The organism is Candidatus Nitrosotenuis chungbukensis, from assembly GCF_000685395.1.
In the GTDB taxonomy this organism is placed as follows: Archaea; Thermoproteota; Nitrososphaeria; order Nitrososphaerales; family Nitrosopumilaceae; genus Nitrosotenuis; species Nitrosotenuis chungbukensis.
In genome coordinates, this window is the sequence record NZ_AVSQ01000002.1 from 33029 (window position 1) to 47818 (window position 14790).

Sequence of the window (14790 nt, forward strand, 5' to 3'; positions counted from 1 at the left end):
GCATCTGATGATGGTGCTTGTTAGCAAAGAAGAACATAATCATGATTGGGGTTGCAGCAGCGATTGTGATTGGCTTTGCAGCGTATGCCATCGCAGGCCAAGATCTTACAAAGCAGGACTTGGAATCAGACATTGCGCATGATGTCACAGATGAGGTACTAGGACCAAGCCCCACTCCAGAGGAAAATGCAGATATGTACAAGATCAACACGGAATGCGAATTGATTTATGCCATTGCTTACGGCAAATACCCCGACGGCGAGGAATTGCCTGACGTAAAAGTAGAGACTTTGCTTGCCAACTACCCAGAGGAGTTTGAGCCGTGGAAAGAAAATTTGCAGAACATAGAAAACAGGACGGCGTTTTTCGCAAAACCGCTCTCAGACGAGTTTCGAAATGTTTTGACGCCGGCACTCATGAAGGAGGCATCGATAAACCCGGTGCTTGAACAAACCGCAAGAATTGTCTCAGACGGAAACGGGCAAGAAAAGCTCCAGCAGGCATTCCAGGAATTCGGATGCCAGAAATACTTTGACGAGAGAAGGTAGCGTTCCTGATTTTATAAAATTAAAATAAAAAATTAGTGACTATGTCCGCAACCGCAAGAGTCGTGGCCATGATCCATTTCTGCGCCCTGATTTTTTGTGCACTTGGGACACTTGTTTGAGCCAGTTGGCGAAAAGAAGCCGATTCCGCAAGATACACATTTCATGCTAGTCATGTTAATTGAGGGAAAAATCATCTATTTATCAATATGCATCAAAGAGCCCTGTCAAAGTAATCTATAATAGCGCAAAAAATGCGAGCCAGAACAATGATTATCAGTTCAGAAAGCGCGCAGCCGATAAAAAAGAAAACACGCGCCCTGTGCTTTTTTGTTGCAGAAAAATCAGAACCGTTTGGCCTTCCAAAGATGGACGCAAAGATACTTGCGGCGATAAAACAGTCGGTAAAGGAAACAAAGGGCAAGCGCGCAAGCCTTGACGTAATACACAGCCACGGGCTGATTCCTGCAGAAAGAATTGTCATTGCAGGGCTGGGGCCGGTTCACAAGATAACCCATGAGACTGTCAGGATATCGTCAGGCAAGATAGCAAAAAAGATCAGGGATTTAGAGATATCAGAATTTTCAATCGTGCTTCCAGACAAGTTTCCCCTCAAGGCAGATGTCGCTGCAAACGCAATAGTCGAAGGAGTCAGCCTCTCGCAGTACTCGTTTGACAAATACAAAAAGGAAAAAAATCCAAAACTGCAAAGAGTTACAATCTTAGTATCAGACAAAACCAAGATATCGGATCAAATATCAAAGGCAATGACAGTCTCAGACGGAGTGAATTTTGCAAGAAGTATAGCAAATCTCCCCCCAAACGAGTGCGCCCCAGTGCACATGGCAGGCTTTGCAAAGTCGCTTGCGGCAAAAAACAAGCTCAAGTGCACAATCCTATCAAAAAACGAGCTGCGGCAAAAGGGGTTTGGCGGAATCACGGCAGTGGGCCAGGGAAGTAAAAACGAGCCAAAACTCATCATACTAGAATACAACGGGAAAAAGGACGACAGGCCCACGGTTCTGGTTGGAAAGGCAGTTACCTTTGACACCGGCGGGATTTCGATCAAGCCTGCGGACAAAATGGACGAGATGAAATTTGACAAGTGCGGCGGCTGCACGGTTTTAGGGATAATGAAGGCAGTCTCAGAATTAAAGCTGCCAGTAAACGTAGTTGGAATAATTCCGTCAGTTGAGAACATGCCGGGAGGAGAGTCGTACAGGCCGGGGGACATCATCAGGATGTACGGAGGAAGCACTGCGGAAATTCTCAACACGGATGCCGAGGGAAGGCTCATTTTATCTGACGCATTATCATACGGAGTGAAGACGTACAAGCCAAAGGCAGTGCTTGACTTTGCAACGCTCACTGGCGCGTGCATTGTTGCACTCGGTCCAAACGTGGCAGGACTTGTGAGCAACAACAACGGCATCGCAAGCAAGATCAGAAAATCCTCAGAGAAGACAGGGGAGGAGGTGTGGCAGCTTCCGCTAAATGACGACTATACCGACATGATAAAGTCAGACTATGCGGACATCAAAAACGTAGGAATTGGAAGGGCTGCAGGCGCGATTACGGCTGCCGCGTTTTTGGCAAACGCAGTTGGAACCACCCCGTGGGCCCACTTTGACATTGCCGGAACCGCGTGGATTCAGACTGGGACAAAGGAAAAATCCTACAATCCAAAGGGCGCAACAGGATTTGGCGTAAGGCTCGGCGTGGATTACTTGGCTAGTAGCCCCTAGAGTTTCTGTCAGGCGTGCCGACGTTTGAATTTCTAAATCCGTGTTTTTCCATCATGTGGTTTAGGAACCGGATGTCATTTTCTATCTGCTGGCCGCAAACAGTACATGTGGGCATGGAATGGTGTCAAAAATTGTCTCTTATAGGTCATTTGATTAAAAGATGCCAGCACTACTGCTTCCCAAGAGCTCTCGCACCTTAGTAGCACAGTAGCGACATTGGGTTTGACTTCCAGGTTCGGAAAGAGACTGGGTCGCGCCCCAACGCTGTGGCCGGCTTGAAAACATTTCTTCGCTTGATCTGTATTAAGATTACTCTTAGATTTGCAAAAACAGCCTATATGAGATATAAATTGAACAAGTCCGAGATGTTTTTGTGACCCACAGAGTAGCGGTACTTGACAAGGAGCTGTGCCAGCCAAAAAAATGCGGCCTTGAGTGCATCAAGTACTGTCCAGTGAACAAGTCCGGCGCGGACTGCATCGTAATGAATGAGGAAATAAAAAAAGCGCAGATCGACGAGGACCTCTGCAACGGGTGCGGGATTTGCGTAAAGGTTTGCCCCTTTGAGGCAATTACAATTGTCAATTTAGCAACTGAGCTTGGAACTGAGAAAATCCACCAGTACGGGATGAACTCGTTTAGGCTGTACCGCCTTCCGACTCCGAAAAAAGGCGAAGTCGTCGGGCTGCTTGGAAGAAACGGAATGGGAAAAAGCACGGTGGTGAGCATTTTGTCCGGTAACCTAAAACCAAACCTCGGAAACTATGAGAACCCTCCAGAGTGGGACGAGATCCTGAAATCTTTTGCCGGGACCGAGCTCAAGACTCACTTTGAAAAAATTAAAAATCAGGAAATAAAGGCGTCCATAAAACCGCAGCAGGTGTACCACGTGGCGGAGATATTTGACGGGACGGCCAAGGAACTGCTAGACAAGTACGACCAGCGAAACGTAACACAGGATTTGATCAGGCAGCTTTCACTTGAGAATTCCATAGAGCATCACGTAAAGGAGCTCAGCGGCGGGGAACTGCAAAGGCTTGCAGTCGCAGTCGCGGCATCAAAAGAGGCCGACTTTTACTTTTTTGACGAGCCGTCATCGTACAACGACGTGTTTCAGAGAAGGGGGGTGGCAAGGGTGATTCACAGCCTTGCAAACATTGGGAAAAGCGTAATGGTAGTCGAGCACGACCTGACTCTGCTAGACTTTCTCAGCGACTATATCGACGTGCTGTACGGCGAGCCTGCGGCATACGGTATCGTCTCAAACATTCTGTCAACCAAGGTCGGCATCAACGTGTTTTTGGACGGCTATCTGCCAAACGAGAACGTAAGGTTCAGGGACAAAAAATTCACATTTGACGTATCCACCTCTACTGACGATTTCGAGAAAGGCGAAGTCGTCATATCATATCCTGAGCTAAAGCGACAGTACCCGGCATTTTCTGTATCAATTGATGCAGGGCAGGTAAGGAGGGGAGAGGTCCTTGGAATAATGGGCGCAAACGCGCTTGGCAAGACAACGATGATGAAGATGATTGCTGGGGTCGAAAAGCCAGACGTCGGCGAAATAGACAGGGCAGTCACCATTTCCTACAAGCCCCAGTACCTGACAAACGACATTGACGTTGACGTCATATCGGTGCTCGACGCTGCAAACGGTGGGCCGATTTTTGGAAGCGTGGAGGAGGAGCAGATCGTCGATCCGCTAAAAATTAAAAAACTCTACAACAAGTCAGTCAAGAATCTGTCAGGCGGCGAACTGCAAAAGGTGGCAATTGTCACGTGCCTCTTGAAAAAGGCAGACGTGTACGCGCTAGACGAGCCGTCCGCATTTTTGGATGTGGAGGACAGAATAGCAGTTGCCAAGTTCATCCAGAGGTTTGTCCGCTCTTATGCAAAATCAGCAATAATAATTGATCACGACATCCAGCTGATGGACTTGATTTCTGACAAGATGGTAATTTTTGAGGGAGTCTCCGGAAAGGCAGGGCATGCGACATCCCCCCTGACCAAGGCAGAGGCGATGAACATGTTTCTCAAGTCACTTGACATCACGTTTAGGAGAGACGAGGCAACTCGCAGGCCCCGCGTAAACAAGGCAGAGAGCAGACTGGACAAGATGCAAAAAGAATCGGGCAACTTTTACTACAAGATTTGACACGAATGCTAAAAAAAGCACTGGAGGGGATCCTCTCAGAGGAGGAGGGCCTGGAACTATTTTCGGCCTTTGACCAGATAGGCGAGATAATCATAGTCAGGATTCCGGACTCTTTGCTGTCAAAGAAAAAGATGATTGGCGAGGCCCTGCTTGAAAACGTGCACCCGGCAAGGTCAGTGTTCTACCAGGCAACCCCGGTCGAGGGTGACTTTAGGACAAGAAACCTGGAGATACTTGCAGGAGAGGACAATACCGAAACGGAGTACAGAGAGTACGGCTGCAGGTTCAAAGTTGATGTGGAAAAGGCGTTTTTTTCTCCGAGGCTTTCGACTGAGCGAGACAGAATCGCCCAGATGATCCAGGACGGGGAAACCATGATCAACATGTTTGGGGGGATAGGAATGTTTTCGATAATTGCAGCTAAAAAGAAAAAATGCACTGTATACAACATAGACCTAAACCCGTACGCTGCCAAGCTCTGCGAGGAAAACATCAGGCTGAACAAACTGGCAGGCAGGGTGATTTCAATTCACGGGGACGCGGCGCAGGTGGTAAAAGAGCAACTCCAGGACAAGGGCGACAGGACGCTGATGCTCCTCCCCGAGAGGTCAGACGAGTTTTTGGATTCGGCAATCAGCGCAACCAAAAGCGGCGGGACAATCCACTATTACTCGCACCAACACGCAGACAAAAGGCAGGACGCAGTCGAGGTCTCAAAGCAGCACTACCTGCAGGTCACGCCAGTAAAATCAGAAATCCTGGGCGGCAGAATGGTCAGGGCAGTCGGTCCCAGATACTACCAGACGGTAGTCGATGTCAGGATAACTAAATAATTATTTGTCGTCTGGAAAAATCGAAGACGGCGAGGGCTTTGTCGTTGCCATCATGTACCCAATCCACGATATGACGCCAAGTATTCCGCCTGCAATCATCAGAACGGACAGCTGCAATACAATCGGGCTCCACTCAGAAAGCATGAGCAGGTACGCGTATAGAAAGAACGCCACGATGCACGCGCAAAATATGAAAATTCCAGTAGTCTTCCGCCTTGACATTAGCTAAAACCTCGAACGGAGTAATTTAACTGAATCTAGTATTCGAACTCGATTGCCATCAAAAAGGCGTCTTCGCCGTCGCGGTAGTACGCCTTGAGCCTCTGCTTTATGACAAAGCCCAGCTTCTCGTACAGTCTTACGGCGTCAGTGTTGCTGCACCTCACCTCAAGGTACAGCTCATCGCATCGCTTTTCCTTTATTCCGTTGATTGACTCTTCGATTATCGCAGAGCCAACGCCAAGCTTCCTGTGCTCGTCTAGCACGGCAACGGACACCACGTGCCCCTTTTTTACAAATCCTAATTTTTTAAAATTGGAAAACCCGTACTCTGTCTTGCACATGATGTATCCGACTGCCTTTCCGTTTAGTTCTGCAACCAGAAACGCCTCTGGAAGCTCTGCAAGAAGGCTTTCGTAGAAATAATCAGAATAATGCTCAGGCAGAGTCTTTAGATTTATTTCCATCACTGGGATCAGATCGCCTGGCTGGCACCGCCTAACGACGTAATCGCCCACCTGCCTGTTGATTATCTGCATCGCTATGGCTTCCAATACCAGAATATTTAATGTTAAAGTAGAATACTAGACATAGAAATTATTTCGCTTAAAATCAGGATTTAGTTTAAGAGCACTATTGTTTTGCTCATCAGATCTTTGGTTGGAATGACGGTGCTCTCGTTTTTCTCGTTTGTCACTATCAGGTACAGCAACTGGGACGCAGTTACGGTGCCGGTGATCTCCCCGATTCTGACCTTTTGACCCACCTTGAGCAGCGAGCGCTGGTTTGACGCGCCGACTATCGATGCCGGGATGATATCCTTTAGCGCAAATCCAAGGCCTACCGCTATTGCTGCGCCTATTGCAATTGCAATGCTCCAGGAAAACGCAGATACCAGGATTGGAATTATTGATTCGCCTACGCCAAGCTGTGTAAAGCCTATTGCAAACACCAAGCCGTACAGGACTGCCTTTATCACCGGAGTGATGAATTTTGGGCTGCCTACGTGGTGGTCCAGCAACTGGTGCTCTACCCATCGCGTCACAAAGTTGACAACGATTGAGCCTATCACTATAATCAGAACAAATGCAAGCAGGTTTGGAACCCACAGCCACAGGTTTGTCAGCGCAGTCGTAAGCTGGTCAAACTGCATCGCGTTTACTGCTGCAACTATGAAAAACAGATAGACAAACCAGCGTATGGTAGCAGAAATCAGTCGTACAGAGTCGAATTTGTCTGATAACCCTTCAAGTATTTGTGAATCATGAGCTTGCTGGCGGGTTTTTTGCAGGATATTTTTTGTAACCTTGGTGACAACCCTGCCGACAATCTTTCCAGCTGCAAAACCAATCACAAGCAGGATTGTTGCGGCAATTATCTTCGGTATGCTGCCTGCAATGCTTACGGCAAATTCCGTTAGCGCGTCGCGCGTAGGACTGTAAATTCCTGCAAGCGGATCAGACTGGGCAAATGCTGCCTGGCTTGCAAATACGGTAAGCGAGAAAAGAGCAGAGAAAAGCAGTGCTTTTTGTTTTACAGAGCGCATTCTTTAACGCAGACGGCAGAGTCGATTTAAACGCAGCCGCTAAATTTTTCTACACTAGAGTTTTTTATTTAGTTGACAAGATCTGCTTCCAGTACACGGTTTTAGGAGAAGTTCTCAGATAACAATTAATGCGCATGCAGACCACTTAGGATCAATGAGCGAACCGACACAGGAAGATGTAATCAGCACAGTGTCTTCGTTTTTTGACGTCAGGGAAGTGTCAGTAACCCTTGAGAAAATGGAGTTTGAAATTTCTGATTTGGACTTTAAACAAAAATTTGTTTTGCTTGCGCAAAAGATGGAAGGCATGGGCCTTGTTTGTTTTATCAACGAGTCGCACGGAAGGCTTCTAATCCAGGTAAACAGGCTTCCCCCGCAGCGACGCGGCTTTAAGCTGATTCCCAAGTCGTGGACTCCGAGAATACTTTTTGCAATAGTGGTGTCCTTTGTTATGGTTGACGGATACTACAGGACCCTTGGCGTAAACAGCATCATCTTCATAGGGGATCCGCTTGATTTTGCCATCCTGTACACGTTTTCGCTTGTCGGAATTTTGGGGGTGCACGAGGCGGGCCACATCATTGCAGCAAGGATTCACAAGTTGCGTACGAGCTGGCCGTATTTCATTCCAGGAATACCTGTCTTTGGGATACCGACGTTTGGCGCACTCATCCAGTCCCGAAGCCTCACCATCAACAGGGACATTCTGTTTGACGTGGCAATTGCAGGCCCGATTGCTGGCCTTGTGATCACCATAATAGTGTCATTTTACGGCGCATACACATCACCCATTTTGGATGAGGAGACCGTTGCGGGTTTTTCTGACCTGCGTTTGGAAAAGTTAAACGACAACATTCTGATGAAGTTAGCCCTTGGCGCATACGGCAAGGGAGGTCCCAACACAGAGGTGATAATGTCTCCCATTTTGTTTGCAGCATGGCTTGGCTTTTTGATTACGTTTCTAAACTTGCTTCCAGCCTGGCAGCTGGACGGGGGCCACATGGCACGCGCCATCTTTGGCCAAAGGATACACCAGTTTGCAACATACGGGAGCGTCGGGGTTTTGTTCCTTCTAGACTACCAGTTCATGGCAATGTTCATTCTGATTTTCAGCATCAGAAACATGAGCGCAAGGCCGCTTGACGACGTATCACCGCTTTCAAAAAACAGAAAGATCCTCTACATAGGAATCATAATAGTGGCAATGCTGTGCGCCCCGCTGCCAGACTCAATTTGGCCCAAGTAATATTCTTGAACCGTCAGGTACGATTGAAACTTTTTGCCTTGCTCCCTGAACCTTCAACACGTGATCAAGCGTCTCCTTTACGCCGTCAAACGAAAGAATGTTGAGCTTCTTTAGGTAGAATTCCGGCAGGACTGAAACCAATCCAATTTGGATCTTTTTTTGGATTTCAGTCAGATACAAAAGATCCTCCATTCCATCAATGTATTTTGCTGGCTTTTGGAGCCTGTCTGTGCTCATCCTTCCCTCAACGTACTGCCTTATTGCCTCAGAGCCAATCCCTCCCTTGCATTCGCAGAGCAGAATTGCAAGGCCGTCGTCCCGTATTGCAGAATGACAGTTCCAGATAGAATTTAGCGATTTTCCAAGCGTGTAGTTGCTAGAATCCTTTCCAGTGCTGATGAGAAGTGTTCGGTGCTTGTCTATTTTTTGAACGAATGTTCCAAGCGTTTTTGATGTCTCAAGCGTTTTTGATGGATGCCCCACAGAAATGTCGGCAATTCCCTTTGGGCTGGCGACAATTTCGATTGCAGATATCTCAAAAGAGTCTGTAAAGTTTTTTGCAACTGGCATGCTCTCTGTTTCCTGGCCGGAACTTGGGAGATTCCCGCGCCTTTTCTCATATGCCAAAAGCATCGAGTCCTTGCCAAACCTCCTTAGAAGTTTGGTGGAAACCGTATCAAACCCAAAGAGGCCGTCAAACTCCATCTCGCCTACAAACACAAGGTCGGGATTTGCGCTTTCGATTCCCTCAAAGGCCAAGACCTGTCCGTCTGGAGGAAGCAGTGACTTTACCAGGTTCATGATTTGCCTGTCTGCAAAAACCTTGGGCCGGGGGACGGACTTTTGGGCGCATTTCTCAAAGATCATTCCGAGTGTTTTTTTTACCGAGTCAGTATAATTTAGGACCACCAGATCAAGCGGCCTTGTAATGTCAAGTGCGTCCAGTTTCTCAGACACTGCAGAGTCTTGCAGGAGAGGGCTGTCAAACTCTACTTTTTGCTCCAGATTTTCCGCCTTTATATCGAGTACGACATCTGTTGCACCGTAGTTTAACCAGATTTCAGGCACGACTATATCCAGAAAACAAACCAAAATAAATCCAGTATAGTAAATTTTGGTGTGGAATTTGTAAAAGAGTTTGCAACGTTTTTGCACCAAAAGGGCATAATTCGCTTTGGAGACTTTACGCTGGCAAGCGGCAAAAAAAGCTCATACTATGTAGATTTGAGAATAGTCCCAAGCTTCCCGCACCAGTTCAGGCGCATGATAAAGCATCTCCAAAACACCATATCGGAGGAGGTAGGCCTTGACAGTTTCGACGCAATCGCGTCCGTGCCAACAGGCGGGCTAGTAATTGCGTCTGCCCTTGCCCTAGAGACGGTAAAGCCACTTGTGTACGTACGAAGCCAGGCAAAAAGCTACGGCACTGGAAAGCTAGTCGAGGGAGTGGTCACCGAGGGAATGAGAATACTAGTTGTGGACGACGTTGCAACTACCGGCGGCTCCGTCATAAACGGAATTAAAGAGCTCAAAAAGGCAGGCGCCGTCATATCAGACACATACGTAATAGTGAACCGCCTAGAGGGGGCGCAGGAAGCACTTGAGCAAGAAAACGTAAAACTGCACCACATGCTTGACATTCTCAGTGCGGCAAGGACACTGGCAGACTCAAAGCTCATCGATAAATCAGTTCTAGACAGGGTACAAAAGCAGGTATCTGCCTAGCTGTCGTAAATCATCAGATTCTTTTCTTCAAGACTATTGTGCAGGTTGTGCACTGAGCGGTACACGTCTGCTTCCTTTTTTGCGCCGGTGCAGACCAATTTGCCTGATGCAAACAACAGTATCACTGTCTTTGGGTCAAGCATCCTGTGGATCAATCCCGGGAATTGCTCCGGCTCGTACATGCTTCGCGGCAGGGTTCTTGCCGCCTGCTCCAAGTGAATCTTTCCGCCCAGGTTAATTGACGCCACAATATTTTGCACTGTGACGACTGGCTCGTTTTTTACTTTGACTCCGCCTTTGCGCAATTGCTGCACTACGGATCTTACTGCCTTTACTGCCATGTCTTCTGATTTGCCTCCGGTGCAGACCATCTTGCCTGATGAGAAGATCAGCGTTGCAGTTTTAGGGTTCTTTATTCTAAAGACGAGTCCTGGGAACTGATCAGGGTTCCACTCGGTGTCTGGAAATTTTTTTGTAATCTCGTTTAGGTCAAGCTTCTGATCCACAGTAGCAGATGCAACCACGTTTTCAATACTAACAATCGGCTTTGTCTGTGGCATCTGCAGTTGTTATATATCGCTTTTATATATACTCCAAGGATTGATACCAGCACTGAAAAAAGGCAGCTCAGACAAATGCCTTCACATCATCTTTCAGATATAACTCTGATTCTTCATTGCGGCCAACCATTAACTGGCCGCCACATCTTAAATTGATTTCATTGGGGACTCAGTAGGCGTGGTTTGCCAATCTTTTCAAGTCGGACAAACGCATCTATTTTAGATCATGTTTTGCAAAAAAACCAACGGCTGAAAGTCAAATAGTATGCACCGGTGTGGATAGTTGCCAGATAGTAAACACGTCCCTCATCAGAAACATTCTCGTTCCTTTTGACAACTCAAAGCATGCGGTGCGGGCGTTTGGACACGCGCTTGATCTGGCAAGAAAGTATCACTCCTCCATAATCCTGATAACTGTGACAGACGAGGACCAGGCAACGCAGTGGCTCAACGACACGCCAAGCAGACAGCACGGAGTGGAAAAAAGCAGGAACTCGGAATTTAAGAGAATATTTAAGATATTGGAAACGCAGGCTGCAAAATTCCAGATTCGTTTTGAGGCAATGATTCTAGAGTCCAGCACCATTGCAGAGTCAATAATTTCATTTGCCACAAAAAAGAACATCGACTATATCGTAATGGGAACGCACGGGAACGGGATGGTAAAAGAAATGATGCTAGGAAGGGTGTCAACAAACATAGCGCTAAACGCGCACTGCCCCGTGGTATTGGTAAAATAATGAATTATCTCCTTGCCTCGTTTTCCGCGATTCGCGCCTTGACGAGTTTCTTTACCAGTGCGGCGGGAAGCGGTTTGTCGGCTGGAAAGTTTATGGTGGCCTTGCCGAGTTTGTAGCCCTTGAGCTCAGCGGAATGCGAACGCATCACGGACGGGCTTGCGACAAAGAAACTGCAATGATCCCTGAATGCACCAAAGCCCACAAGCGATCCGTGGTCTTTGTACATTGGTATCCTGTAGCTGATCGTCTCTGTGGCCTTGGGTGCCGCAGCCTTGATAGCACTGCGAATCTTCGCAAGCGCGGCTCGTGCATCATCTGGCACAGCCGCAAGGTAGTCATCCACAGTCTTAATTTTTGTCATGACAGTTTTCCATTACGCTTGTCTAATCCTCTTTTTGTAATATTTCCTTTTTGACATCATAAATTCATACGGCATGTTTAGAAAAAGCGCAACTCAAACTCTCCCATAAATTGCAGTCAGCCAATGAAGAGTAAAACTACCACATAATAAAAAAAATAAATTGTGCCAAAAACGGCATTATTGAAGAAAGTTTGGGATTCTCTTCAAACGAGAGGAAATTGAAAGACTTCCTGAACCTGCCACTATTATGAACAGCACCATTGCAAGTAGTGCCAAATCATAATCCCAGCCGCCCTTTGCTATGAAAAACCCCTTTTCCCACCTAATGTGAAATATTGCGTCAACCAAGATTATGCTAAATATTGCACCAGTTATTCTGGTCAACACTCCAACAATCAGAGCTATTCCACCAATGGTTTCAGCTAGTGCGATTGGAATTTGCAGCTCAGGTGGAAGCCCAAAACCCACCAACAGATCTCTCCAGACAGGGTCAAATTTTTGCAGACCATATGCAATAAAGATGACGCCGACTGAAGATCTGATTCCCCAGTATGTTATCTCGTGTAACCTACTGGTTTTTGCGACGTTTTCGCTTAAACTTGTACTCATTGATTTGATGAAGTAATGCCAGATACAAAAACACCCAGCTTTACAATTGTAAAATATGATCATCTGAAATATAAAACTCGTACTTTACAATTGTAAAATCAAAAAATAAGAAAATGCTTTTACTCACATTCCAGCAAACTGTGTGCCTAAAAGTGATTCAAGCAGATTCGTCATCTCGGGGTTTTGTCCTACATACAGAACAATTAGTTTGCCTTTTGTGTAAAAGTGCGGCGTGTCAATCCAGTGAATTATGCTGGTTCCAATCTCGGTGCCGTCATCGGACACAGTAAGACCTGATGCTTGTGCGTCAGATTCGCTTTGGAACTCAAAGACTTGAACATCTGCACCTCCAACTGATATGACCTGGGTTGGAACAGAAAACGATGAGCTTTCGGCTGCAATCTCCTCAACATGCTCTACCAGAATACCGCGTGACCTGATGGCCTCGACCAACGACGCATAGTCAGTGACTTCTCCTTCAAACGGTGTGACTGGACTGTCATGAGACGGCAGTTTGGGCTGTGGTTTTAGTACGTATTGATTATTCAACTCGTCCCATGTCTCATCGATCACTGCAGATATTACAGAACCTTCTGAAATCAGAATTCGCATTTCATGAGGCGTGAGCGCTTGCGTTAGCATCTGCCCCTCCCTATTTCCAAATCCACCATGTGCTGACGTGAATTGTATCACTATCTCATATTCTTGTGGATTTGGCATGGCAGTAACACCAACCAAATCTACAGTATCTGCAATTCCGTCAAAGGTAAATGTAGGCGATTCCCCGCGAACAAATCGCTGAGCAATGTCAACTGCTTTTCCTTCTTCTATATCTTGTACGGTTGGCGGGATTGTAGTAGGGGCGGTTTGGGCTGGAATAAAATACGCACCAGTTGCACCTGCAGCAATAACTCCTATTATTGCCGCCGTTATGGCAAATTTTTTGTGTTTTAGATGTTGTGACATTTTGTTGTCTAAGGAAAAACAATCTCCTAGGACTATAACCTTTGATTAAATTTGATTTTAACTGAAGATTTATCTAGTAAAAATGGCAATACGTCGGAACTCTTCCAAACAGAAATGTCGTGCTAAAACAGGGCTCATCGAATACATAAGTGGTCACTTGTGCTCGGTGTCAGTTGGGCATCACGAAGGCAGAAGTAAGATCAAGTCTTTATTGATTGAATCTGCAAAAAACGCGGATGTATTATTGAAAATCTACAGCTTGGCATTACCACCGCAAGAGCCCTGAAAAATACGTTATCAGCCCATATGTCACTACTTAATTTAATATCTCGGTTATACAAAATGCTCATTAATGCAAGACACTTTCTTAGCTAGGATGAAAGACAGGATTATTGTATCAAAATTTGTATTTGTGATCTTATTGCTCGTGTTTTTACCATTGATATCAAATTCAGTTCATGCAGCTGAGACTATTGAATTAGATAATCTGAATGAGGAGTTCGTCATTGGGCATTTGAATAGGATTGTAGAAAACATAATCCAAGAGGCTTCATTCTATGATCTTATCAGCTTTTCAATCGGGATGGTAGTTTATGGAATTTTCATCTTTCACTTCTACCGATTTCTTGCGAAAAGGAATATTCTTTCCTATGATATTGAAAGACGTCTTCGTGGCGGGAAACTCAAATCGAGTGGGGAAAAGATTTCAGCAGCACCAAGAATTGCGGCATACATAGCAACAAAAATCTTCATTTTCCCAATCATAATTTTTCTCTGGTTTTTGGCATACTCGCTTTTCATGCTCTTTCTTGCCCAAGATCTGTCAATAAAGACGATTTTTCTTGTCTCCAGTTCTCTTGTGATTGCAATTCGAATTACCGCATATTACAACGAGGATCTTGCCAGAGATATCGCAAAACTACTGCCACTCATATTATTGGGCATATTCTTGCTCAGCCCTACATTTTTTGATGTTGGTGAGATAAAATCCAGACTCACAGAAGTACCCAATTTTTTGGTTCACATACCGGCATTTATCCTAGTGGCCATCATGGTTGAGACATCCCTGAGCATTTTATATATAATCAAGCTCAAATTCTTTAGTCATAAAGAAAAAAAGAGCAGTCTTTCTGATTCCGAGCAGCCGGTGTGATTAATTACCTTTGGAAAAATACTAAAATCAATATTTAGTATCCATGACGTTTGACACAAAAACATGAGTGTAGGAATATCATCAGAATCACAGATCCCGAAACTGGCGAAATAGCCTGTGATCAGCGTGGAATTGTCTCAATCAGGATTGAACAAACTTTCAAAAGAATCAATTGGTGTAATGCATGAAAAAAGCACAGATGCAGTGATGACAATAAAAAAACTATTGACAAACTAGAAAATTCAAATAAAAATATAATTCATCTTGAAAAACTATACAAAGAATTGAACAATTAATTTAATCCACGATAAATGTACCGATGACTAGATGTATTATTTGAGTATTTTCTTGAAATAACAGATAAGAATTTCTACACACAAGAAT

The 14790-nt window shown here is 45.7% G+C and carries 17 protein-coding genes and 1 rRNA gene; 8 read left to right on the top strand and 10 right to left on the bottom strand.

Going from position 1 to position 14790, the window contains the following annotated elements:
- Positions 1-17: 17 nt before the first annotated feature.
- A complete protein-coding gene (locus NKMY2_RS00250) occupies positions 18-548 on the top strand; it encodes a hypothetical protein (RefSeq protein WP_042683577.1) in 531 nt (176 codons plus the stop codon).
- A gap of 266 nt (positions 549-814) precedes the next feature.
- Positions 815-2290, top strand: coding sequence for a leucyl aminopeptidase (locus NKMY2_RS00255; RefSeq protein ID WP_042683578.1), 1476 nt, complete (start codon positions 815-817; stop codon positions 2288-2290).
- Here the strand turns inward: NKMY2_RS00255 and NKMY2_RS10990 are convergent.
- Both NKMY2_RS10990 and rrf read right to left on the bottom strand, forming a co-directional pair.
- Entirely contained in the window at positions 2277-2405 is a 129-nt protein-coding gene (locus tag NKMY2_RS10990) for a hypothetical protein (RefSeq protein WP_255347474.1), read from the bottom strand. The genes NKMY2_RS00255 and NKMY2_RS10990 overlap by 14 nt on opposite strands.
- Before the next feature lie 43 nt (positions 2406-2448).
- Positions 2449-2568, bottom strand: a 5S ribosomal RNA gene (gene rrf, locus NKMY2_RS00260).
- A 95-nt stretch (positions 2569-2663) separates the two neighbouring features.
- On the opposite strand from rrf, the gene NKMY2_RS00265 reads away from it, so the two are divergent.
- Positions 2664-4448 (top strand): ribosome biogenesis/translation initiation ATPase RLI, encoded by a 1785-nt coding sequence (locus NKMY2_RS00265; protein ID WP_042683579.1) that lies wholly within the window; start codon positions 2664-2666, stop codon positions 4446-4448.
- Positions 4449-4453: 5 nt separating this feature from the next.
- On the top strand, positions 4454-5281 hold the full coding sequence (locus NKMY2_RS00270) for a class I SAM-dependent methyltransferase (protein ID WP_042683580.1): 828 nt from the start codon (positions 4454-4456) through the stop codon (positions 5279-5281).
- On the opposite strand, the gene NKMY2_RS00275 is transcribed toward NKMY2_RS00270, so the two are convergent.
- The 3 genes from NKMY2_RS00275 to NKMY2_RS00285 form a co-directional block, all read right to left on the bottom strand.
- Positions 5282-5503: a hypothetical protein gene (locus tag NKMY2_RS00275; RefSeq protein WP_042683581.1), complete on the bottom strand. Its 222-nt coding sequence runs from the start codon at positions 5501-5503 to the stop codon at positions 5282-5284.
- A gap of 35 nt (positions 5504-5538) precedes the next feature.
- Positions 5539-6039, bottom strand: a complete 501-nt coding sequence (gene rimI, locus NKMY2_RS00280) for a ribosomal protein S18-alanine N-acetyltransferase (protein ID WP_042683582.1) — start codon at positions 6037-6039, stop codon at positions 5539-5541.
- A gap of 80 nt (positions 6040-6119) precedes the next feature.
- Positions 6120-7046 carry a mechanosensitive ion channel family protein gene (locus NKMY2_RS00285; RefSeq protein ID WP_042683583.1) on the bottom strand — a complete coding sequence of 309 codons (927 nt, stop codon included), beginning with the start codon at positions 7044-7046 and terminating at the stop codon, positions 6120-6122.
- Between the two features lie 154 nt (positions 7047-7200).
- Here NKMY2_RS00285 and NKMY2_RS00290 point away from each other — a divergent pair, with 154 nt between their 5' ends.
- Complete coding sequence (locus tag NKMY2_RS00290) at positions 7201-8292, top strand: site-2 protease family protein (protein ID WP_042683584.1); 1092 nt, start codon at positions 7201-7203, stop codon at positions 8290-8292.
- On the opposite strand, the gene NKMY2_RS00295 is transcribed toward NKMY2_RS00290, so the two are convergent.
- Entirely contained in the window at positions 8275-9360 is a 1086-nt protein-coding gene (locus NKMY2_RS00295; RefSeq protein WP_042683585.1) for a nickel-dependent lactate racemase family protein, read from the bottom strand. The genes NKMY2_RS00290 and NKMY2_RS00295 overlap by 18 nt on opposite strands.
- A gap of 51 nt (positions 9361-9411) precedes the next feature.
- On the opposite strand from NKMY2_RS00295, the gene pyrE reads away from it, so the two are divergent.
- Positions 9412-10017 carry an orotate phosphoribosyltransferase gene (gene pyrE / locus NKMY2_RS00300; RefSeq protein WP_042683586.1) on the top strand — a complete coding sequence of 202 codons (606 nt, stop codon included), beginning with the start codon at positions 9412-9414 and terminating at the stop codon, positions 10015-10017.
- On the opposite strand, the gene NKMY2_RS00305 is transcribed toward pyrE, so the two are convergent.
- The gene (locus NKMY2_RS00305; RefSeq protein WP_042683587.1) at positions 10014-10577 is read right to left on the bottom strand and encodes a TATA-box-binding protein; all 564 of its coding nucleotides are present in this window, start codon (positions 10575-10577) and stop codon (positions 10014-10016) included. The genes pyrE and NKMY2_RS00305 overlap by 4 nt on opposite strands.
- 275 nt (positions 10578-10852) lie before the next feature.
- On the opposite strand from NKMY2_RS00305, the gene NKMY2_RS00310 reads away from it, so the two are divergent.
- Positions 10853-11317, top strand: a complete 465-nt coding sequence (locus NKMY2_RS00310) for a universal stress protein (RefSeq protein ID WP_042683588.1) — start codon at positions 10853-10855, stop codon at positions 11315-11317.
- 4 nt (positions 11318-11321) lie between these two features.
- Here the strand turns inward: NKMY2_RS00310 and NKMY2_RS00315 are convergent, their stop codons facing one another.
- From NKMY2_RS00315 to NKMY2_RS00325, 3 genes are all read right to left on the bottom strand, one after another.
- On the bottom strand, positions 11322-11678 hold the full coding sequence (locus NKMY2_RS00315) for an iron chaperone (RefSeq protein WP_042683589.1): 357 nt from the start codon (positions 11676-11678) through the stop codon (positions 11322-11324).
- A gap of 177 nt (positions 11679-11855) precedes the next feature.
- Positions 11856-12287 (bottom strand): DoxX family protein, encoded by a 432-nt coding sequence (locus tag NKMY2_RS00320; protein WP_042683590.1) that lies wholly within the window; start codon positions 12285-12287, stop codon positions 11856-11858.
- 123 nt (positions 12288-12410) lie between these two features.
- Positions 12411-13253 carry a hypothetical protein gene (locus NKMY2_RS00325; protein WP_042683591.1) on the bottom strand — a complete coding sequence of 281 codons (843 nt, stop codon included), beginning with the start codon at positions 13251-13253 and terminating at the stop codon, positions 12411-12413.
- 352 nt (positions 13254-13605) lie between these two features.
- On the opposite strand from NKMY2_RS00325, the gene NKMY2_RS00330 reads away from it, so the two are divergent.
- Complete coding sequence (locus NKMY2_RS00330) at positions 13606-14406, top strand: hypothetical protein (protein ID WP_238549720.1); 801 nt, start codon at positions 13606-13608, stop codon at positions 14404-14406.
- Positions 14407-14790: the final 384 nt, after the last annotated feature.